At 63.0% G+C, this 20632-nt stretch carries 19 protein-coding genes; 8 read left to right on the top strand and 11 right to left on the bottom strand.

Translation table 11 applies throughout. The features are described from left to right. Positions 1 to 49: 49 nt before the first annotated feature. On the bottom strand, positions 50 to 1213 hold the full coding sequence (locus HNQ60_RS18140; RefSeq protein WP_184334182.1) for a PilT/PilU family type 4a pilus ATPase: 1164 nt from the start codon (positions 1211 to 1213) through the stop codon (positions 50 to 52). Positions 1214 to 1332: 119 nt separating this feature from the next. After that, the gene (locus HNQ60_RS18135) at positions 1333 to 2373 is read right to left on the bottom strand and encodes a type IV pilus twitching motility protein PilT (RefSeq protein WP_184334181.1); all 1041 of its coding nucleotides are present in this window, start codon (positions 2371 to 2373) and stop codon (positions 1333 to 1335) included. Positions 2374 to 2595: 222 nt separating this feature from the next. Here HNQ60_RS18135 and HNQ60_RS18130 point away from each other — a divergent pair, with 222 nt between their 5' ends. The 6 genes from HNQ60_RS18130 to HNQ60_RS18105 all read left to right on the top strand — a co-directional run bounded on the left by HNQ60_RS18130 (position 2596) and on the right by HNQ60_RS18105 (position 6347). Next, positions 2596 to 3291: a YggS family pyridoxal phosphate-dependent enzyme gene (locus HNQ60_RS18130; protein WP_184334180.1), complete on the top strand. Its 696-nt coding sequence runs from the start codon at positions 2596 to 2598 to the stop codon at positions 3289 to 3291. Positions 3292 to 3375: 84 nt separating this feature from the next. Next, positions 3376 to 4203, top strand: coding sequence for a pyrroline-5-carboxylate reductase (proC, locus tag HNQ60_RS18125; RefSeq protein ID WP_184334179.1), 828 nt, complete (start codon positions 3376 to 3378; stop codon positions 4201 to 4203). A gap of 38 nt (positions 4204 to 4241) precedes the next feature. Beyond that, the gene (locus tag HNQ60_RS18120; protein WP_184334178.1) at positions 4242 to 4775 is read left to right on the top strand and encodes a YggT family protein; all 534 of its coding nucleotides are present in this window, start codon (positions 4242 to 4244) and stop codon (positions 4773 to 4775) included. 1 nt (position 4776) lies between these two features. Further along, positions 4777 to 5073: a DUF167 family protein gene (locus tag HNQ60_RS18115; protein ID WP_184334177.1), complete on the top strand. Its 297-nt coding sequence runs from the start codon at positions 4777 to 4779 to the stop codon at positions 5071 to 5073. 107 nt (positions 5074 to 5180) lie between these two features. After that, positions 5181 to 5684, top strand: coding sequence for a DUF4426 domain-containing protein (locus HNQ60_RS18110; RefSeq protein WP_184334176.1), 504 nt, complete (start codon positions 5181 to 5183; stop codon positions 5682 to 5684). Positions 5685 to 6035: 351 nt separating this feature from the next. Next, positions 6036 to 6347 (top strand): HU family DNA-binding protein, encoded by a 312-nt coding sequence (locus HNQ60_RS18105; RefSeq protein ID WP_184334175.1) that lies wholly within the window; start codon positions 6036 to 6038, stop codon positions 6345 to 6347. Positions 6348 to 6555: 208 nt separating this feature from the next. Here the strand turns inward: HNQ60_RS18105 and HNQ60_RS18100 are convergent, their stop codons facing one another. The 9 genes from HNQ60_RS18100 to HNQ60_RS18060 all read right to left on the bottom strand — a co-directional run bounded on the left by HNQ60_RS18100 (position 6556) and on the right by HNQ60_RS18060 (position 15737). Next, positions 6556 to 7008 carry a tellurite resistance TerB family protein gene (locus tag HNQ60_RS18100; RefSeq protein ID WP_184334174.1) on the bottom strand — a complete coding sequence of 151 codons (453 nt, stop codon included), beginning with the start codon at positions 7006 to 7008 and terminating at the stop codon, positions 6556 to 6558. 31 nt (positions 7009 to 7039) lie between these two features. Then, the gene (locus HNQ60_RS18095) at positions 7040 to 7687 is read right to left on the bottom strand and encodes an alpha/beta hydrolase (RefSeq protein WP_184334173.1); all 648 of its coding nucleotides are present in this window, start codon (positions 7685 to 7687) and stop codon (positions 7040 to 7042) included. A gap of 35 nt (positions 7688 to 7722) precedes the next feature. Next, positions 7723 to 8175 carry an FKBP-type peptidyl-prolyl cis-trans isomerase gene (locus tag HNQ60_RS18090; RefSeq protein ID WP_184334172.1) on the bottom strand — a complete coding sequence of 151 codons (453 nt, stop codon included), beginning with the start codon at positions 8173 to 8175 and terminating at the stop codon, positions 7723 to 7725. 100 nt (positions 8176 to 8275) lie between these two features. Beyond that, positions 8276 to 10153: a molecular chaperone HtpG gene (gene htpG, locus HNQ60_RS18085; protein ID WP_184334171.1), complete on the bottom strand. Its 1878-nt coding sequence runs from the start codon at positions 10151 to 10153 to the stop codon at positions 8276 to 8278. Between the two features lie 136 nt (positions 10154 to 10289). After that, positions 10290 to 11024, bottom strand: a complete 735-nt coding sequence (locus tag HNQ60_RS18080; RefSeq protein ID WP_221304275.1) for a L,D-transpeptidase family protein — start codon at positions 11022 to 11024, stop codon at positions 10290 to 10292. A gap of 29 nt (positions 11025 to 11053) precedes the next feature. Then, positions 11054 to 11902 (bottom strand): MurR/RpiR family transcriptional regulator, encoded by an 849-nt coding sequence (locus HNQ60_RS18075; protein ID WP_184334169.1) that lies wholly within the window; start codon positions 11900 to 11902, stop codon positions 11054 to 11056. Between the two features lie 109 nt (positions 11903 to 12011). Continuing rightward, entirely contained in the window at positions 12012 to 13109 is a 1098-nt protein-coding gene (locus HNQ60_RS18070; protein ID WP_184334168.1) for a dipeptide epimerase, read from the bottom strand. Positions 13110 to 13173: 64 nt separating this feature from the next. Further along, positions 13174 to 14565 carry a C40 family peptidase gene (locus HNQ60_RS18065; protein ID WP_184334167.1) on the bottom strand — a complete coding sequence of 464 codons (1392 nt, stop codon included), beginning with the start codon at positions 14563 to 14565 and terminating at the stop codon, positions 13174 to 13176. A gap of 20 nt (positions 14566 to 14585) precedes the next feature. Continuing rightward, positions 14586 to 15737 carry a DUF819 family protein gene (locus tag HNQ60_RS18060; RefSeq protein ID WP_184334166.1) on the bottom strand — a complete coding sequence of 384 codons (1152 nt, stop codon included), beginning with the start codon at positions 15735 to 15737 and terminating at the stop codon, positions 14586 to 14588. A 240-nt stretch (positions 15738 to 15977) separates the two neighbouring features. Between HNQ60_RS18060 and HNQ60_RS18055 the strand changes: the two genes are divergently transcribed. Both HNQ60_RS18055 and HNQ60_RS18050 read left to right on the top strand, forming a co-directional pair. Further along, positions 15978 to 17483 carry a transglutaminase-like domain-containing protein gene (locus HNQ60_RS18055; protein WP_184334165.1) on the top strand — a complete coding sequence of 502 codons (1506 nt, stop codon included), beginning with the start codon at positions 15978 to 15980 and terminating at the stop codon, positions 17481 to 17483. A gap of 68 nt (positions 17484 to 17551) precedes the next feature. Continuing rightward, positions 17552 to 20527: a TonB-dependent receptor gene (locus HNQ60_RS18050; protein ID WP_184334164.1), complete on the top strand. Its 2976-nt coding sequence runs from the start codon at positions 17552 to 17554 to the stop codon at positions 20525 to 20527. Positions 20528 to 20632 lie beyond the last annotated feature (105 nt).

Genomic DNA, 20632 nt, shown 5'->3' with positions numbered 1-20632 from the left:
CCGGAGCCTTCGGCTCTGACTATCCGCTAACCGCCAACCGCCAACCGCTTCATCTCCCAAACGTATGATCGGTCTCGTCTTCCATGATGCGCAGGCTGCTGCCCGCTTCGTCCGAAACTTTCATCTCGCGCTTGCTCTCGAGCTTGATGCGCAGGCGCACTTCGTTCTTCGAGTCCGCGTTTCGCAGCGCGTCCTCGTACGAAATCATGCCGCCCTCGTAGAGCTCGAACAGCGACTGGTCGAATGTCTTCATGCCGAGCCGGTTCGACTTCGACATGACCTCCTTGATGGCCGCCACTTCGCCCTTGAAGATCAGGTCGGCGATCAGCGGCGAGTTCAGCATGATCTCCATCGCCGCGATGCGGCCCGCACCCGCTTCGCGCGGAATGAGGCGCTGCGAAATCAATGCACGCGTGTTCAGCGAGAGATCCATCAGGAGCTGCTCGCGACGCTCCTCGGGGAAGAAGTTGATGATACGGTCGAGCGCCTGGTTGGCGCTGTTGGCGTGCAGGGTTGCCAGCACCAGGTGGCCGGTTTCGGCGAACTGGATGCCGTATTCCATCGTGTCGCGGTCACGGATTTCGCCGATCAGGATCACGTCGGGCGCCTGGCGCAGCGTGTTCTTGAGTGCCATGTGCCAGGACTCGGTATCCACACCGACTTCGCGGTGCGTGATCACGCAGCCCTTGTGATCGTGGACGTATTCGACCGGATCTTCGATGGTGATGATGTGGCCGCGTGTCTTTTCATTGCGGTAGTTCAGCATTGCCGCGAGCGACGTCGACTTGCCCGAGCCCGTGCCGCCCACGAGAATGCACAGGCCGCGCTTGGTCATCACGACGTCTTTCAGGATCGGCGGCAGCAGCATCTCTTCGAGCGTCGGGATCTTCGCGTTGATCGTACGGACCACGCAGCCGATCAGGCCCTGCTGCACGAAGGCGCTGACGCGGAAGCGACCGATGCCGGCCGGCGCGATCGCGAAGTTACATTCCTTGCTGGCGTCGAACTCGCGCGTCTGCTTGTCGTTCATGATCGAACGCACGAGCACGGCGCTCTGCTCCGGCGTGAGCACGCGCTCGGACTGCGGCCGGATCTCGCCGTCGACCTTGATGGCCGGCGGAAACCCCGACGTGATGAACAGGTCGGAGCCCTTGCGCTCGACGAGGCGCTTGAGCAGGTCCTGCATCAGTTTTATGGCTTGTTCGCGTTCCATTCTCCGCTCCTGCTAGCTGCGAGCAACGAGCCGCGAGCCGCTAGCCAGAAAAAAACCTTGTGCTTCGCCTTCCGGCTCGTCGCTCATCGCTCGCCGCTCGTGGCGCGCACTACGTGCGCTCAGAAAGAATCCTTGTTCTGCGCCCTGAACCTCGCCTCTTCCTTCGAGATCGAGCCCTTCGACAACAGCTCCGACAGGCACTGATCCAGCGTCTGCATGCCTGACGACTGGCCGGTCTGGATGGCCGAGTACATCTGGGCGATCTTGCCTTCGCGGATCAGGTTCCGGATCGCGGGCGTGCCGATCATGATCTCGTGGGCGGCGACGCGGCCGCCGCCGACACGCTTCAGCAGGGTCTGCGAGATCACGGCGCGCAGCGATTCGGAAAGCATCGTCCGGACCATTTCCTTTTCCGCGGCCGGGAACACGTCGACGATACGGTCGATGGTCTTGGCGGCCGAGGTGGTGTGCAGGGTGCCGAACACCAGGTGGCCGGTTTCGGCGGCGGTCAGCGCCAGGCGCACGGTTTCGAGGTCGCGCATTTCGCCGACCAGCACGATGTCGGGGTCTTCACGCAGCGCCGATCGCAGCGCTTCCGAGAAGCCGAGCGTGTCGCGGTGCACTTCGCGCTGGTTCACCAGCGAGCGCTTGCTCTCGTGCACGAACTCGATCGGATCCTCGATCGTGATGATGTGATCGGGCTTGTTGTCGTTGATGTAGTTGATCATCGCCGCGAGCGTCGTCGACTTGCCCGAGCCGGTCGGGCCGGTCACGAGCACGAGGCCGCGCGGATGCATCGAGATGTCCTTGAAGATCTTCGGCGCGTTCAGGTCGTCGAGCGACATGATCAGCGACGGAATGGTCCGGAACACCGCGCCCGCGCCGCGATTCTGATTGAACGCATTGACGCGGAAGCGCGCGAGCTTGGGAATTTCGAACGAGAAATCGGTTTCGTAGAACTCTTCGTACGCCTTGCGCTGCTTGTCATTCATGATGTCGTACACCATGCTGTGCACTTCCTTGTGGGTCAGTGACGGCATGTTGATGCGCTTCATGTCGCCGTCGACACGAATCATCGGCGGTACGCCCGCGGACAGGTGCAGGTCCGACGCGTTGTTCTTGACGGCGAACGCCAGCAGCTGCGCGATATCAACGGGCATGAAGAGTTCCTTAAGTCGTGCGTGTACGCATGGCGGCGCAAAGCTGCTCGCAAACGACTCACCCGCTTGCAACGGGCTCGCAACCTGCGGCGACAAGCTGCGTCGAGTATAACGGAGCGGCCTCGCGCCAAATATGTTAACTAGTCCGCATTTTTCGGCCTGAGGACGCCCGGAACCCGAGGACTGGGGCCGCGACCATTCAGGCGCCGGATGAATCCATCGATGACCAGCAATGATCTGACGGGCCGGTTCACGGATGCGCGGAAGCGCATCGCATCCGCAGCGTCGCAATGGGGCCGATCCCCCGAATCCGTGCAGTTGGTCGCAATCAGCAAGGGCCATCCGGCGGACGCGATACGCACGGTCGCGACGGCGGGGCAGCGCGATTTCGGCGAAAACTACCTGCAGGAAGTCCTGCCCAAATTCGAGGCGCTGCGGGACCTGCCGCTCGTCTGGCATTTCACCGGCCAGATCCAGTCCAACAAGACACGCCCGATCGCAGAGCATTTCGCGTGGGTGCACACGGTGGATCGCGAAAAGATCGCTGCCCGGTTGAGCGAGCAGCGCCCAGCGGACGCCGCTCCTATTAATGTGTGTATCCAGGTGAGCCTGGAAGACGAGCCCGGCAAGGGGGGCGTTCCGGTCGCCGAGGTTGCCGCGCTCGCTGCGAAAATCGCAGTGATGCCGCGTCTGCGCCTGCGCGGCCTGATGGCTATCCCGCCGCCACGCGACACTTTCGGGGAACAGAAAGCGCTGTTCGATCGAATGAGCGCACTGCTTCGTGACCTCAATGACAAGGGGCTGCAGCTCGACACGCTGTCGATGGGAATGTCCGACGATCTGGAGGCCGCTGTCGCGGCCGGGTCCACACTCGTTCGGATCGGGACAGCCATCTTCGGCGAACGCAACCGGGGATGACTCGACGCGCCGATGCAGGGATGATTGGCGCGACGGTATCCGTCATCCTGGGCCCCATCTTCAATCATTCACATCCTCCCGCTCATGCCTCACACAATCTCTTTCATCGGCGGCGGCAACATGGCGCGCAGCCTGATCGGCGGACTCATTGCGCGGGGCCGCGATCCGAAGCGCATGGTGGTCGCGGATCCCATGCAGGCTCAACTCGATTCGCTGCATCAGCAGTTCGGTGTGCGCGGCACGACGAACAATCTCGAAGCGGCCACGGGCGCCGACGTCATCGTCCTCGCGGTGAAGCCGCAGGAGATGCGCAATGTCACTACCTCCCTCCTGCCCGCTCTCAAGAACCGTCCGCTCATCATCTCCGTGGCGGCCGGCATCCGCGCGGCAGATATCCATCGCTGGTCGGACGGCGCTCCGATCGTTCGCTGCATGCCGAACCGCCCCGCATTGCAGGGCTGCGGCATGACCGGACTCTTCGCCACGACTGATGTGTCACCCGAACACCGCCGCGTCGCGGCCGAACTGCTCAGCGCCGTCGGCAGGACGATCTGGGTGGAGCAGGAAGCGCAGATGGACATAGTCACCGCCGTATCCGGCAGCGGCCCGGCTTACTTCTTCCTGCTGATCGAGATGCTCGAAACGGCGGGCATTCAGCTCGGCCTGCCGCCGGACGTGAGCCGCCAGCTCGCAGTCGAAACCGCGTACGGCTCGGGCCGGATGGCACAGGAATCCCCTGAATCTCCCGCCGTCCTGCGCCAGCAGGTTACGTCGAAGGGCGGAACGACCGACGCCGCCCTGCGCGTTCTGGAGGCCGAAAACGTCCGTGCTATCTTTGCTGCCGCGATCGCCGCGGCCGCGCGACGATCGGCAGAGCTGGCGGATGAATTCGGCGGCACCGACAAAACCTGATACCCACTGACGAGTACGAACCCGATTCCCGTTGCTCCATGGAAGCGCTGATATTCATCGTCCGCACCCTGCTGCAGGTTCTCCTGGTCACGGTGTTCCTGCTTCGAGTCCTGCTGCCGCTCGCGCGCGCGGATTCGCGCAACCAGCTATCGCAGGCCGTGATCCGGCTGACCAATCCGCTGGTCATGCCACTGCGGCGGATCGTGCCGCCGATCGGCAAAGTCGACACGGCTTCGATCGTCGCGTTGATCCTGGTGCAGATGGCCGCGACGGCGACGTTGTGGCTGCTCGGCGCCTATCCCCGCATCTTCTCGGTTTCGCTGTTCCTGCAGATCGTGGTCCTGTCGCTCATCGGCACCATCCTGCTCTTCTATACGTATGCGCTGTTCCTCTACATCATCCTGAGCTGGATCGCGCCTGGAACGCCCAGCCCGGCCGCATCGCTCCTGCACAGCCTGTGCGAACCGTTGCTGCGACCGGTGCGGCGGCTGATTCCGCCGCTCGCGGGCATCGACTTCTCGGCGCTGTTCGTCATCATCGGGCTGCAGGCGCTGTACATCGCCATCAGCTGAGATGGCCGCGGTTTCCTGGCGCGGAACCGCGCTGATGCTCGAACTCCAGGTGCAACCTGGGGCCGCTCGCGACGAAATCGTCGGAGCGCACGGCGACCGATTGAAAGTGCGGATCACTGCCCCGCCCGTCGACGGGCGCGCCAATCAACATCTCATCCAGTGGCTTGCCGACGTCTTCGACGTGCCGCGCGCCCGCATCACGCTCGTTCGCGGTGCAACGGGCCGCAGCAAAACCCTCTGCATCGAATCCCCCGCAAGATTGCCGCCGCAGATCGGCGCTCCCCCGCGCGGGCACTGACCTTTTCGATTAAGGGTAATTACGTGTCGAAGCGACCCTGCCGCGCGAGGATGCCGTTGGTCTATAGTGCGCAGCAGTCGCGTCCGCTCATTCGCGAGGCTTCACACATGAACAGAACAAAGTGGAAGGGATCCAGCCTCGTCGGCTCACTGATGCTGGGAGCAGCGATGCTGCTCGGCGGCTGTTCGGACGCACCGGAAGGCCGCGCCCCGCCGGCGCAAGAGCTGAGCGAAACCTTTCGCGAATTCGGCAACTACGAAGTGCACTTCAACGCGCTTCGAACCGACACGCTCACGCCCGACATTGCCCGCTCGTACGGCATCCAGCGCGCTGCGAACCGCATCCTGCTCAACGTGACGCTGCTCCATAAGGACGCGGACCAGGCGCCGCGCAAGCCGGTGAATGCGACCGTCCAGGTCGATGCCTACAATCTGAACGGTCAGCTGAAGAATCTCGAGATGCGCCGCATCGCCGAAGGTGAGGCCATCTACTACATCGGCGAAACATCGATCGCCGGCTCGGAAATCCTCGTCTTCGACATCAAAGTCACGCCCGAAGGCGAGTCGCAGCCTCTGGAAGTCAAGCTGAAGCGCGAATTCGACGCGAGCTGAAAGCAGAAGAACCAAAGATCTCCACGGGGAGCACGGGGAACACCGGGGGAGATCCTGAATCAGGCAAAGACCCGTGCGGCGGGTGCATTCGCGTCCTTCTCACGAGATCGTTTTCGTTCTTCACCCCGTGTTCCCCGTGAACCCCGCGGAGAATTTCTCCCTCTTTTGCAGCGTCGCTCGCTGACGACGAGCGTCGCAACGCGAAAAAACACGGAAAAAATAGCGAAAAAATCGCTGAAGCTAGTTATTCCGCGGCGAATCTTGTGTTATTTTCCCGCGCGTCTTGCAATCGTCGCGCGACCTGGCAGAAACAATGCGGGCGCGAATCGTCACATCCACAGGAGATTACAAATGGCGAAAAAGAATGCGGCCCCGACCAAGTCGGAGATTCTTGCTCAGATTTCGAAGGACACCGGACTTGCGAAGAAGCAGGTCAGCGATGTGTTCGAATCCCTGGGCGGCGTCGTGAAGAAGAGCCTCAAGGGCTCGGGACTGTTCACGCTGCCCGGCCTGCTGAAGATGAAGGTCGTGAAGAAGCCTGCGACGAAGGCACGCGAAGGCGTGAACCCGTTCACTGGCGAGAAGATGATGTTCAAGGCCAAGCCGGCCAGCAAGAAAGTTCGCATTGCGGCTCTGAAGAGCCTCAAGGAAATGGTGAACTGATCTGACGGTTCCTCGCCTCCGGAGCGTCGCGAGTCTCTCGCGGCCTCCGGGGGCCCCTTCCACCCCGTGACCTGTGTGGGCCCCACTTCAGTCATGTGGGTCCGACTTTAGTCGGACGTCAGGCCGAAGGCCCTCTGCGCTAGCGCGATAACGTCCGGCTAAAGCCGGACCCACAACAAGAAAGCCCGCTCCTTGCGGCAGCGCTGGTTCAATCTCCGACGATTGTCTTCAGTTTCAAGCGGATCCGATCGCGATCCGACACGTGCAGCAGGCCTGCCACGCGCTGGATCAGGTGCTCTTCGTGCTTGTCGATCCGACCGTCGGCGTGACTGACCTGCCAGAGCATCTCGACGATGGCGAGTTTGTCCGACTCGGGCAATTCCTTGTTCAGACGATGCGTGAACTCGTGCAGCGAGACCGCGCGGTCCGCGCGCTGCGTCGCACGCGCGATCAGATCGTTCGCGGCTGTTTCGCTGATGGCGAAGCGACGGCCGAGGATGTGACGAACGGCCTCGATCTCCGCCGGCGATTCCGAGAAGTCGGACCGTGTCAGCTCCACGAGCAGCGATGCGATCGCCAGGTCCAGCGGCTCTCGCACCTGCAGCAGACCCTCCGGGAGCGGTTCGCTGTTGCCGAAGATGCGCTTCAACTGGCCCAGCACGGGTATTTCCTCTTCGTTGTCATGGAGAACCTCACGAGGTGCGGCGCACCCAGTCGAGCACGACCGCGCGCAGATCGTTCATGCGGCCGTGAAAGAAATGCTCGACACCTTCCATCAGGACCACTTCCGGCGGTTTGCGGAGCGCCTGCGCCCAGCGCTGCGTCTGCGTCGCATCGACGAGCTCGTCGCGATCGCCCTGCACCAGCAGCCATGGGCAGGTCGGCAGATTCTCTGCACTCACCGGCACGCGCTGGACAGCCGGCGCGACCGTGATCAATCGCGCGACTTCGCGCTCGGCTGCAGCGCGTATCGCTACCGCACCGCCGAACGAGAATCCGCCGAGCCACGAACCCGTTCCCGGCCATCGCTGTCTCGCCCAGTCGAGCACGGCCACTGCATCGTCCGTTTCACCGTTGCCTTCGTCGTACTTTCCTTCACTCGCACCGACGCCCCGGTAGTTGAAGCGCACGGCAGGCAAGCCGAGCTCATTGCAGGCCTTCGCCAGCATGTGCACGACCTTGTTGGTCATGGTGCCGCCGTGCAGGGGATGCGGATGACAGATGACGGCTACCGCCTGCGCGACGGTATCCGGCGGCGAATCCACGATCGCTTCGAGCCGGCCCGCAGGACCGGCGATGACGAGATTCTCGGTGATGGGACGGGGCGGATTCGAGCTCATCGCACGCTCACAGTAAACAAGATGCGCGATCCCGGCTACTGCGCCGGCTCGATGGCCAGCAGCTCGACATCGAACAACAGCGTTGCTCCTGGCGGAATCACGCCGCCGGCGCCGCTGTCGCCGTAACCGAGATCCGACGGCACGACGAGCTCACGGCGACCGCCTACCGCCATGCCAGCGACACCTTCATCCCATCCCTTGATGACGCGGCCCGCGCCGACGACGAATCGAAAAGGCTTGCCCTTGTCACGCGAACTGTCGAACTTGGTGCCGCGATGCTGCGGCGCCGATGCGTCGTACAGCCAGCCGGTGTAGTGAACGACCGCAGCCTGCCCAGCCGCAATGGCAGCGCCGTCACCGACCGCGAGATCCGTCTTGCCGAGTTCGGTGATCGCCGGTTGATTGGAAGCCGGCGGTGCTTGCGGAGCCGGCGGCTTGCAACCCGCGACTGCCAACGCCGCGACGGTGACGATCAATAGCGTTCTCATGTTCATCCTCTCGATGTCTCTACTCGCCTCGTCGTCACACCCGCGAACGCGGGTGTCCATCCGATGGATTCCCGCGTGCGCGGGAATGACACCTCGTGGCCTACTTCTGCGACAGCAGCAGTCGGTTCAGACGCTGCACGAAAGCAGCCGGCTCCGCGAGCTGGCCGCCGTCGGCCAGCGTCGCCTGGTCGAGCACGAGCAGAGACAGATCGCTGAAATCCGCCTCATCCTTCGTCGTCTCGATGCGGGCGAGCAGCGGATGCGTCGGGTTGATTTCGAGCGCCGGCTTCGCGACCGGTGCTTTCTGTCCCGCCGCTTCGAGAATGCGCCGCATCTGCGCGCCCATGTCGTTCTCACCGAGGACGAGGCAGGCCGGGGACTCGACGAGCCGATGGGTGATCCGTACGTCGCTGACCTTGTCGCCCAGCGACTTCCTGATGCGCTCGACGAGATCGGCGTGCTCCTTCGCGAGCGACTCCTGCGCCTTCTTCTCGTCTTCGGATTCCACCGCGCTCAGGTCGAGCTCGCCGCGGGCGACGTTCGCAAACCTCTTGCCGTCGAACTCGTGCAGGTGATCGGTGAGCCATTCATCGACGCGATCCGACAGCAACAGGACTTCGATGCCCTTCTTGCGCATCACTTCGAGATGCGGGCTCGACTTCGCGGCCCCGAACGAGTCGGCGATGACGTAGTAGATCGCCGTCTGGCCCGGCTTCATGCGGCCCACATAATCCTCGAGTGAGACGTCCTGAGTTTCGCTGTCGGCATGCGTCGAGGAGAACCGCAGCAGCTTGGCGATGCGCTCGCGGTTGGTGCCGTCTTCCGCCGGCCCTTCCTTCAGCACAGCGCCGAATTCCTTCCAGAAGGTCGCGTATTTCTCGGGCTCATCCTTCGCGATCTTCGCCAGCAGATCGAGCGTGCGACGCGCGAGACCGGTGCGGATCGCATCGATCGCGGGATCCTGCTGCAGCATCTCGCGCGAGATGTTCAGCGGCAGGTCCGCCGAATCGACGATGCCCTTCACGAACCGCAGATAGAGCGGCAGGAACTGTTCGGCATCGTCCATGATGAAGACGCGGCGCACGTACAGCTTGAGACCGCGTGAAGCATCCCGGTGCCACAGATCGAAAGGCGCGCGCGAGGGAATGTAGAGAAGGCTGGTGTATTCCTTCTTGCCTTCCACCTTGCCGTGCGACCAGGCGAGCGGATCCGTGAAATCGTGCGTGACGTGGCGATAGAACTCCTTGTACTCCTCGTCCTTCACCTCGGTGCGCGGACGCGTCCAAAGCGCCTGGGCGTGATTGACCGTTTCCAGCTCGGCGTCCTGCTCGGACTTGCGCATGCGCACCGGGAACGCGATGTGATCCGAATACTTGCGAACGAGGGAGCGGATGCGGAAGGCATCGGCGAACTCGTGCTCGCCCTCCTTCAGGTGCAGCACGATCTTCGTGCCGCGTTCCGGCAGCTCGACGTTCGAAACCGTGAATTCCCCGTCGGCGCGCGACTCCCAGTGGACGCCGTCGCTCGCCGGATGGCCCGCGCGGCGGGAGAAGACCTCGACCCGGTCCGCGACGATGAACGAGGAATAGAACCCGACGCCGAACTGCCCGATGAGCTGCGCATCCTGCTTCTGGTCGCCGCTCAACTTCGAAAGGAACTCGGCGGTCCCGGACTTCGCAATCGTGCCCAGGTGCTCGACTGCCTCCTGGCGGGTCATTCCGATGCCGTTGTCCGTGATCGTGACGGTGTGGGCCGTGTTGTCCGTCTCGATGGTGATCGCGAAGTCGTTCTGGCCGCCCGTCAGCTCAGGCTTCGCCAGGGCCTCGAAGCGCAGCTTGTCGAGCGCGTCGGACGCGTTCGAGATCAGCTCCCGCAGAAAGATTTCCTTGTGGCTGTACAGGGAATGGATCATCAGCCGCAGGAGTTGCTTCACCTCGGCCTGAAAGCCCAGGGTCTGCGTGGCGCTCGCGTCGGTCATCGTCTGGCTCCGTCAGGGTTCGCTTCGGGCGCGAATGATATTGGACTGCCGGCCAGATGGGGCAGTCGGGGAGGAATTCAAGGGAGGGCAGCGCGGGAACGGGGGACCGGGGCGACGGGCCAGAGGGCTGCGTGCGCTACGGGAGTCGCCAGTTTTCCTTGAGTTTTTCGTACTCAGCCTGGGGCAACAGGACGAATACGGGCTGCCGATCGGCGCGCAGCCACGTGAAAAGATCGCGCATCGCGTTCTCGGACATGGCGGTACAGCCGGCCGTGGGCTCCCCTGGCTGCTTCCACAGATGGGCGAAAATGCAGCTACCGCGCGCGGCGACTCCCCGGTCGTTGTGCTCGATCACGAAGCCGAGCTTGTATCGCTGGTCACCGTTGGCGTGCAGATCCCGTCGCATCGGCTCCGTCGACCCTTCGATCACCGACCGGCCGACGACCTTCGCGTCCACGATGCGGTTGTAGGAGGACGAGCCGCTGACATCGATGCAGTAGTCCGAGCCGGTCATGCCGTCGTATCGAAGTGCCGTGCTTTCTGCCGGGGCATAGCCGAACGCGAGGCCGATGCGGAACACGCCCGCGGGACTGCGACCGTCGCCTTCCTGCTTGACGGGTCCCGGGGCGGCAACGGAGTGCAGGCCCAGTCCCCACGCCGAACCCGAGCGACCCACCGTGATCGGCTGGCGCGACGACACGGCCTTCCACCCGGCACCATCGCGCTCGAAGGTCTGCATGAGCCCGTGATCGACGTCCCAGCCAGCAGTCGTCACGACGACCATCTGCTGCGCGTCCGCCCATGGAAGATCTGCAGCCTGCACACTAGCTCCGAAAGCAATCAGCACCTGCAGCCAGAATAGCCGCAGCATCGTCCGGCTCGCCGCTCGCGGCTCATCGCTCATAGTTTCGGATCGAGCAGATGCTGCACATGCTCGAGATTCGCATTGAGCTGTTCGACGCGATCGCCATCGCACAGCAGGACGAAGATCTGGTCGAGCAGATGCTGCACCGCCGACTGATACAGCAACGGCTGGATGTGCGGACGCTCGTCGTGTGCCGACACCAGCAGCGGTGCATCGGCGTGGGCCCTCAACGGATTGGAGGTGTGACGCGTGACCGACACCACCTTGCCGTGATGCTCGCGGAACTGCCGCGCAAGCTGATTCAGCGCCGGATGCTGGCCGTGCTCCGAGAACACGAACAGCACGTCGCCTCGCGTCGCGCTCGAAATGCTGGACGTCATCAGAACGACGTCCGAGTGATACAGCGCCACCAACCCGAGCAGCGCAAGCCGGTGAGCCAGCGCTTGCGCGGGCAGGCTGTCATCGCCCAGCCCGAGGCAGTAGACCTTCCCTGCCCGCTGCAACAAACCAGCGATCTCCGTGAGCTTCTCGCCGGCGTTGATGAGGCGCGTCTCTTCCTCCGACCGCACCTTGCCCTGCCAGAGACTTTCGACCAGCGCCTGTCGCGCCGGAACCTTGGGTGCCCTGGCTGCGGTCGCAGTCGCGGTACCCCCGATGCGGGCGACAGCTTCGCCGATCGAGTACTTGAGATCGGGATAGCCCTTGAAGCCCAGCTTCTGGCTGAACTTCACGACACTCGACTGGCTGATCTGCAACGCGTCCGCGAGCTGCTGCGAAGAATAGTCGCGCAGCAGATGCGCGTTCTCGAGCAGAAAATCCGCGATACGCCGTTCGATGGCGGACATCTGATCGCGTTCGGAGCGGATTTTCAGCAGGGGGGGCATTTCAGTTCCGGAGAAAGAGTTTCACACGGAGTTCACGGAGGACACGGAGTTTCGGATCTGTCCGGGTCGCGTTCATATCTCCGTGATCTCCGTGTGAACCGTCTTCGTATCAGCTCTCGATCCGCTCGAGGCCACGGATCTCGCGAATGCCCAGTCCCGGCGCATCGGTGATCGAGATCTCCGACTCGTTGAAGATCACGCCGCCGTCGACGGGATTGAAGGCGCACAGCGACGGGCCATCGAGATCGATCTTCGTGATCACATTGGCCTTGGCTACGGCGACGTGCACGGCTGCGGAAACGCTGATGCTGGTCTCGATCATGCAGCCGATCATACATTCGACCTGGTACAGCGCGGCGATGTCCGCGATATGCAGCGCATTGGAGATGCCGCCCGTCTTCATCAGCTTGATGTTGATGATATCGGCGGCGCGCATGCGGATCAGCTCGATCACCTGGGTCGGACCGAACACGCTCTCGTCCGCCATGATCGGCGTGTGCACGCGCTCCGTTACGTATTTCATACCGTCGAGGTCCTGCGCCTTCACCGGCTGCTCGACCAGTTCGAGCTTCACGCCAGCATCCTCGAGCGTCTGCAGCGCATAGACGGCCTGCTTGGCGGTCCAGCCCTGGTTTGCATCGAGCCGCAGCAGCGCACGATCCTCCACCGCGGCGTAGATGGCCTTGATGCGCTCGATGTCGACGCCGATGTCCTTGCCCACCTTGATCTTGAGCGACTCGAAGCCGCGTTCGACGGCATTGATCGAGTCGGCCACCATCTTGTCGATATAGTCGACGCTGATCGTGATGTCCGTCGTCACGACCGGGTCCCCGCCGCCGAGAATCTTGTAGAGCGGCGCGTTGTAGAGCTGCCCGAACAGATCGTAGACGGCGATTTCGACCGCCGCCTTCGCGCTGGTATTGCGCTCCAGCGCCGTCTGGATCAGCTGCGTGATGCGGTTCAGGTTGGCGATGTCCTGGCCGATGAGCCGCGGCGCGATGAACTTCGAAATCGCCTCGATGATCGACCCGTGCGTATCGCCGGTGATCACCGCTGTCGCGGCCGCCTCGCCATAGCCGACGTGGCCCGTATCGGTGTGGATCTCCACCACGATGTCTTCGACGATGTTCACCGTCCGCAGGGCCGTCTTGAACGGCGTCTTCAGCGGCACACGCAGCATTCCGTATCTGATATCAGTGATTTTCATAAGTGAGTTTCAGCAATGCGTTCTGTGCTTTACGTCGTTCTGACCAGTCACCATCCGCTATCCGCTATCTACTTCTCATTCTCTGAATGCTGTAGATGCGATCGATCATCGGCCGCGCTTCATCGAGCAGCAGCGGCACCAGCGGCGTGACCGATACCGCGTTGAGATCCACCCGGGTGATCTCGCCAGTGGCTTCGCGATAGCTGACGCCCGTGGTGTCGTGAATGATGTAGGGCATGCCGTCCTGGTGGCCGATGACCATCATGACGTGGCCCGGGATATAGATGAGATCGCCGATGTGCAGTTGCTCGAGGATGGCGATCCGCTCTTCGTGGCTGTTCCCTTCGGTGAGCGTGATGCGGTCGAAGGCCGGGCTCACGCCCTGGTCGCGCGTATTCCGCGGCAGCTCCACGCCGAAGCTGCGATAGACCTCCGACACGAAGCCGCTGCAATCGCGTGCGTTGTAGGAGTGTCCCCACCCATAGCGCTCACCAAGAAACTTGAAGCTCTGGCGCAGCAGATTCGCTCGTGTCAGCGGCAGGTAATCGGCGGCGACGTCGCTGGTCTTCGGCACGAGCGCCGGTGTGAACTGCAGCGATCCATCGGCGCCGCGATAAGGCAGCTCGACGATGTGCGCCGTGTACGGATGCTGACCATTGACCGCCTCGTTCTGCGGCCAGTCGGCGACCAGCGGGACGCGCAGACCCATGTCGAGCTGCAGCTGCGACACTTCGGGCCGCTCCGGCGAGAACACGGTGTGCGCCATCGCGCCCGTCACGACAAGGTAGGGCGATTTTCGCGTGTACTCGAAAACGCGATTGGCATCGCCGATCGCAACGGCGTCCTTCTCGATCCACGCCGCGTAGAGCGGGCTCACGACGAACCACCAGCGTCCATCGCGGCTTTCATGCGCGATGATCACCGGCGTACCCGGAAAGAGCGCGTTCTCCTGGAAGCGATCGATATCCGTGTCGCCGCGCCGTGAGAACACACGCAACCGGGTCGGGAACGTGCGCAAGTCGGCGCGATGCACGACCAGTCCGTATTGCGCCGGTCGGCTCGCGGGCACCGCGTCGAGATTCACATTCGCCATCAGCTCGTCGAGCTCGCGGGAGCTGACTTCGTTGCCATGCACATCGAACAGCGTGCGGGTGGGACGCTCCGAGAGGCTGCCCACCCACTTGCGGATCGACGCATCCGTCAGCGTCGAAGGAATCCGCGCCAGATCGGTCACAGACTCGTCCGTCTGCCGCAATCGCTGGTTCTGGGCAGCGATCGCCTCCGTGTCCAGGACGAGCTTGTCGGCACTCGCTGCCTGCGCAATCCAGAAATCGGGATCCAACTGCTCCTCCTCGACGCCCGCAACGCCCGCGGACTTGCGGGCAGGCTCGGCCGATGGTGGCGTTGCACACGCGGCCAGCAGGGAGAGTACAAACGAAAAGATTAAAGTTCGCATCGCTTGAACTACGCAGTCGATTACGTCGGCGCCAATGCCGACAGGACACTGGCCATGAACAATCCGATTCCGGTGCCGAGCACCAGGCCCAGCATCGCGAGCAGCACCGCGATCGGGACCAGAACGGGCGAATAGGTCGCTGCGAGCACCGGTGCGGAGGCGACGCCGCCAATCTGCGCCAGCGACGAAATACCGCACAGATACATGTCGAAGCGGAACAGGCGGGCCAGCAGACTCAGCAGCGCAATGTGCAGCACCATCACGCAAAGGGCACACAGAATGAACAGCGGCGCTGTCGCGAGCCCATGAAAATTGCTCTGTGAGGCGAGCACAGCGACCAGCAACGCGAGCAGCGCGCCGCCCAGCGTTGCGGAGCCGGGAACGCGTGCGAATGGTGTTCGCGCGAGAACAAGACCAGCAACAGTCGCGATAAGCACCGTCCACGATGTCGGCGTCAGCATCGTCGATACCGGCATGCGGCTGGCGAGTTCGCGTGCCCCGAGACCGACGAGCATCGCGAGTCCCAGCCATAGAAGAATGCTTCCCGCATGTGCGGGGCCGATGTTCGCTGGCGCGGCGAGCTGCGGATACGGCTTGTCCGAAGCGCGGCTCCAGCGATTGAACTTCGACGCAAACGCGCCGGTCGAGAACAGCACGAGCACCCACACCGAATAACAAAGCGCATCGGCGAGCAGCACCGACGGCAGCGCGCTATCGGACAAGCCGACGACCTGCTTCACCGCAACGAGGTTCGCCGAACCGCCGGTCCACGTCGCGCTCAATGCCGCGAGCATCTTCCAGCCTTCAGCGGGCAGCCAGTTCCGGAACAGGAGATACACGAGAACGATCGCGACGAGGATGGTCGCCATCGCGGAGAGAAACACCGCAAGTACGCGCGGCCCGACCGCGAGAATGGCGCGCAGATCACAGGTGATCATCAACAGGAACAGCAGTGCGGGCAGCAACTGGCCCGTGAGCGTTCTCTGAGCAGCCTGGATTTCGGGCGTCGCGGTCCATAGTCCCGCGACGGCGAGCGCGGTCACGAACAGATAAGTCCAGACGATCGGCGGCAGGACTTCGAAGACGCGCCAGCCATAGCGTTTCTCGAGGGACGGAAACAGCCCCGCGGCGAGCGGCATGAGCGCCAGGTATGGCCACACCGACTCGATCATTCATCCCCCGCCCGCAAGGCGCATGGTTCCCATGGGCGAAGAATATTCGCTTCTTATTCGTTTCTCATCAAGAATAAATTATTGACCGGCTCTTCCGTCGCGTGTTACACCATTACCGAACCGCCGCGCCCCAGTCTCTCCAACCGCCGAGTGGACCGCCGCCGACGTGGACATCCTGCAGTGAGTGTTTGCCCGCCCCTTACATGCAAACGGGAAGCCAGCCCACGCGCGGCGTCCCCAATGAGTCGGCACGGCGTCTTTGCCCGCAGCGGCAGCGTCGCACAAGCCACCGCGGCTGTCCTGTTCTTCACACTCTGCTCCATCGAAGCGCCGCTCGCCGCGACGACTGCTCCATCCGGCATCAGTTCAGTGATCCCGCTCGTGGACGCCGGCGATTTTCGCGCCGCCAACCGGCGAATCGACCAGGCCCTGCAACAAAGCAATCTCAGCGACGCCGACAGGCGCGCGCTCGAATTCGAACGTGAACGCATGCGCCGGATCCTGCTGGACTTCAGTCTCGACGAAGCCGGCGCGAAGGAGCGCGTGCGACGCCAGATTCCGGATCTGAAAGACAGCGAGTTCGCCGCCTGGGATGCGGCGGGATTGCTCGAATCGCGCGTCATCGACGGCCAGAAGCGCTACTTCGGCCGCGCGCCTTCCAACCTTTTCCGGCTGAGTGCCGAGGCTCGTGCCCGCCGCAGCAACCCGACTCCTTTCACGGACAGCCCGCTCGAAGCGCCGCATGCGCATCACAGGGAAGTAATCGATTCCGCCCGTGCGACCGGCAAGACGAGCGTTGCGCCGCGACGTGTTCGCGTCACGCAGTCGATCACGGTGGATGCCGATGCGGTCCCTGCCGGCGAAACCGTCCGCGCATGGATTCCCTATCCCCGTGCGATCCCCGGCCAGCACGAAGACATCCGTTTCATCGAGAGCTCGCCGCTGCGGCATCAGATCGCACCCGAATCGACGCTCCAGAGAACGGTCTACCTCGAGCAGCCCGCCGCAGCCGGCAAACCCGCGGCCTTTTCGATCACTTATGAAGTGACGATCTACGGCCAGCACTATCAGATCGATCCCGCGAAGGTCGTTCCAGCCGCGCCTACGCCGGAACTGAAGCAGTTCCTTGGCGAACGACCGCCCCACATCGTCTTTACCGACGCGATGCGCCAGTTCTCGCGCGAAGCCGTCGGCGACGAAAAGAATCCCTACCGCATCGCGCAGAAACTCTTCACTGCGGTGGATCGCATTCCGTGGGCGGGCGCGCTCGAGTATTCGACGATCACGAACATCAGCAACTACGCGCTGCACGCAGGCCACGCGGACTGCGGCCAGCAGACGCTTCTGCTGATGACACTGCTGCGCCTCAACGGCATTCCGGCCCGCTGGCAATCGGGCTGGATCTTCGCGGACACCTCCTACAACAACATGCATGACTGGGGCTGGCTGTATCTCGCGCCCTACGGCTGGGTGCCGATGGACGTGACGTTCGGCAAGCTCTCCTCCGGCAACGCCGAGCTCGATGCGTTCTACCTGGGCTCCTTCGACGCCTATCGCATCGCTTTCAACGACGACTACAGCCAGCCGTTCGTGCCGCCCAAACAGCATTTCCGCTCCGAGACCGTCGACCTGCAGCGCGGCGAAGTCGAATGGCGCGGCGGCAATCTCTATTTCGATCGATGGGACTACGACTTCAAGGCAACGCTCCTGCCGTTGCCCGCGAATTCACAGGAAGGAAGCCAGTGACCTGAGGTCATCGACGAACGGTTTCGCAGCAACACCACGCACATCTACAACACTGGCCGGGAGGGTGTATGAAAAAGAATGTTCTGCTGAGTACGGCGCTGAAGGTAGCGCTCGGAGCTGCCATAGCGGCAACGTTGCCGTTGCACTCCGTCAGCGCCGCGAGCAACGACGGTTCGCTCGTGGGCAAGGTCACGACGACTGACCAGAGCGCGCTGAAGGGACTCGAGATCACGGTGCGCAATCCGGACACGGGGTTCTCGCGCACGGTGAAGGCGGACGAAGACGGCCAGTATCGCTTCTCGTTCCTGCCGGTCGGCAAGTACATCATCGAAGGCACGCGCGACGGCAAGTCACTCGGCAAACTGGCCGAGGTCAACGTCATCCTGGGCGCCGCGACGACGGCCGATGTGACCGTCAACACCGGCAACGTCGAAGAGATCCTCGTCGTCGGCACACGCGTCATCCAGGCAGTCGACGTGAAGTCGACGGAATCCGCGACGAACCTGACGCGCGAAGATCTCGAGCGCCTTCCCGTCGAGCGCGACATTCTGTCGGTGGCAATGCTCGCCCCCGGCCTGAATCGCGGCGACGGCGATCTGGGCGCCGGCATTTCCTTCGGCGGTTCCTCGATCGCGGAGAACTCGATCTACATCAACGGGCTCAACGTCACGGACTTCTACAACCGCGTCGGCTCCTCGTCGGTGCCCTACGCGTTCTACAAGGAATTCCAGGTCAAGACGGGCGGCTACTCGGTCGAGTTCGGCCGCAGCACGGGCGGCGTGATCAATGCGGTCACGCGCTCGGGCACGAACGAGTTCGACTTCGGCACGGAGATCGCGTGGGAGCCGAGCTTCCTGCAGAGCAAAGGCACGAACCACTTCGACCGCGAAGGCAATCCTTATCGCATGTACGAATGGGACGAGTACGACCGGACCAATGCGACGGTCTACGCATCCGGACCGATCGTGCAGGATCACCTCTTCTTCTTCGCGTTGTACGAGGCGCGTAATCTCGAGAACGACTACAGCAGCGACACCGCCAACACCTTCTACGAGGCGCAGGAAGACACCGGCTTCTGGGGCGCGAAGATCGACTGGCAGATCAACGACAGCAACCTCGTCGAGCTCCTGGCGTTCTCCGATGAGAACGAGGAAGAGCGCGACGCCTTCGGCTTCACGTACCCGGAGGGACAGAAGGGCAACTACCAGCAGACCCGCTTCACCGAGAACGGCGGTCTGAACTGGGCGGCGACCTACACCTCTTACATCACCGACACATTCACCGCGAAGGCGCTCTACGGCGAGAACGAGCGCCGCTTCTCGCGCTACAGCCAGAACGACGTCGAGTGCGCCCGCGTTCGCGATCTGCGTCCTGGCGGCGGCGGCGATATCGGCTGTACTTCGTCGTCCAACGTCACGCAGCGAGACGATACGCGCGAAGCAGCACGACTCGACTTCGAATGGGTGCTCGGCGACCACCAGGTCCGCTTCGGCCTCGATCACGAGTCCAACGCTTCGGCGCACCAGCAGTACTATCCAGGCCCGGAGCGGCTGCTGTACGAGATCAATCGCGCTGGCACGACAAACGTGAACGGCGTGCCCATCGGCATCGGCACCGAATACGTCCGCACCCGCCAGAACGAGGTGGACGGGAATTTCGAAACCGACAACTTCGCCTATTACATCGAGGACAACTGGCAGGCCACGGAAAAGCTGATCCTCAACGCCGGCATCCGCGTCGAGTCCTTCGAGAACAAGAACGGCGACGGCGAAACGTACATCGAGCAGAAGGACATGATCGCGCCGCGACTCGGCTTCTCCTGGGATATCAAGGGAGACAGCCGCAGCAAGATCTTCGGCAACGCGGGCCGCTACTTCCTGCCGGTCGCGAACGTCATCAACATCAAGCAGGCCGGCGGCTTCCTCGACCGGCGCACGTATTACCAGTTCCTCGGCCTCGAAGCGTTCGACTACAACGGCGTCACGCGCTATCGCCCGATCCTCGGCGCCCAGTTTGGCGCTGTCGACGATTCGCAGGGTGACGGCACCGTCGGCGACCTGCGCGGCGAAGTCGATCAGGACATGGATCCGGTGTATCAGGACGAACTGATTCTCGGCTTCCAGTCGATGATCGACGACAAGTGGTCGTGGGGCGTGCGCGGTGTGTATCGCCGGCTGCACAACGCGATCGATGACATGGAAATCTCCTCGACCGGCATCCTGTGCGACGGCGAACCCGTCAGCCCCGGATTCGTGATGGGCAACCCGGGCAAGAACACCACTTTGTTCACCGACACGGATTGCGACGGCGAGTCGGACGGCTACGTCACCATCGACACTTCCAGAGCGGGCTGGGCGATGTACGACGAGGACGGCAACTACGCGGGCGAAGTCGGCTGGGAGGAACCGAAGCGCGAATACAAGGCTCTCGAGTTCATGATCGACCGCGCGTGGGACAACAACTGGTCCTTCAATGCGACGTACACGTTGTCCTGGGCCAAGGGCAACGCGGAAGGCCCGGTGAACTCGGACACGGACTTCGCGGACGCAGGCCGCACAGAAGCCTTCGACAATCCGTGGGTGAACTATGGCGCGTACGGTTACCTGCCGAACGATCGCCGTCACTCGCTCAAGATGCGCGGTGCGTACGCGCTGGGCGAGCACTGGGAATTCGGCGCAACGCTGACGGCAAACTCCGGCCGTCCGATCAGCGCGCTCGGCGAGTGCAACCCGTATGACGACGAGTGCTTCTGGAGCTTCTTCGTGTTCAACGAAGCCACGGGCGAGTACGAACTGCGCAAGCGCGGCTCGGGCGGCGAAACTCCGTGGCTGTTCGATGTCGGCGCGAACGTGACCTACCGCCATTCCTTCTCGACGGCAGACCTCGCGGTGAAGCTCTCCGTGTACAACCTGCTCGATCAGCAGCGACACACGGAAGTCGACGAGTACCTGCCGTCCGTTCCGGATGGCAACGCTGACTACGGGCTCGGCACCGGCTATCAGTCGGCTCGTTACGGCATGATCACGCTGACGCTGGACTTCTGATCGCACGCTCCCGGGGCGAATGCCCCGGGAGTCACTCGAGCCCAAGGCCCTCCCCGTCTGGGGAGGGCCTCACGATACGAACAAATCGCCGAGGGACTGGCTCAC

It is taken from the genome of Povalibacter uvarum (assembly GCF_014202975.1).
Taxonomy (GTDB): Bacteria; Pseudomonadota; Gammaproteobacteria; order Steroidobacterales; family Steroidobacteraceae; genus Steroidobacter; species Steroidobacter uvarum.
Note: the sequence above shows the minus strand (reverse complement) of the source record. Positions and strands in the feature narration are given on the sequence as shown.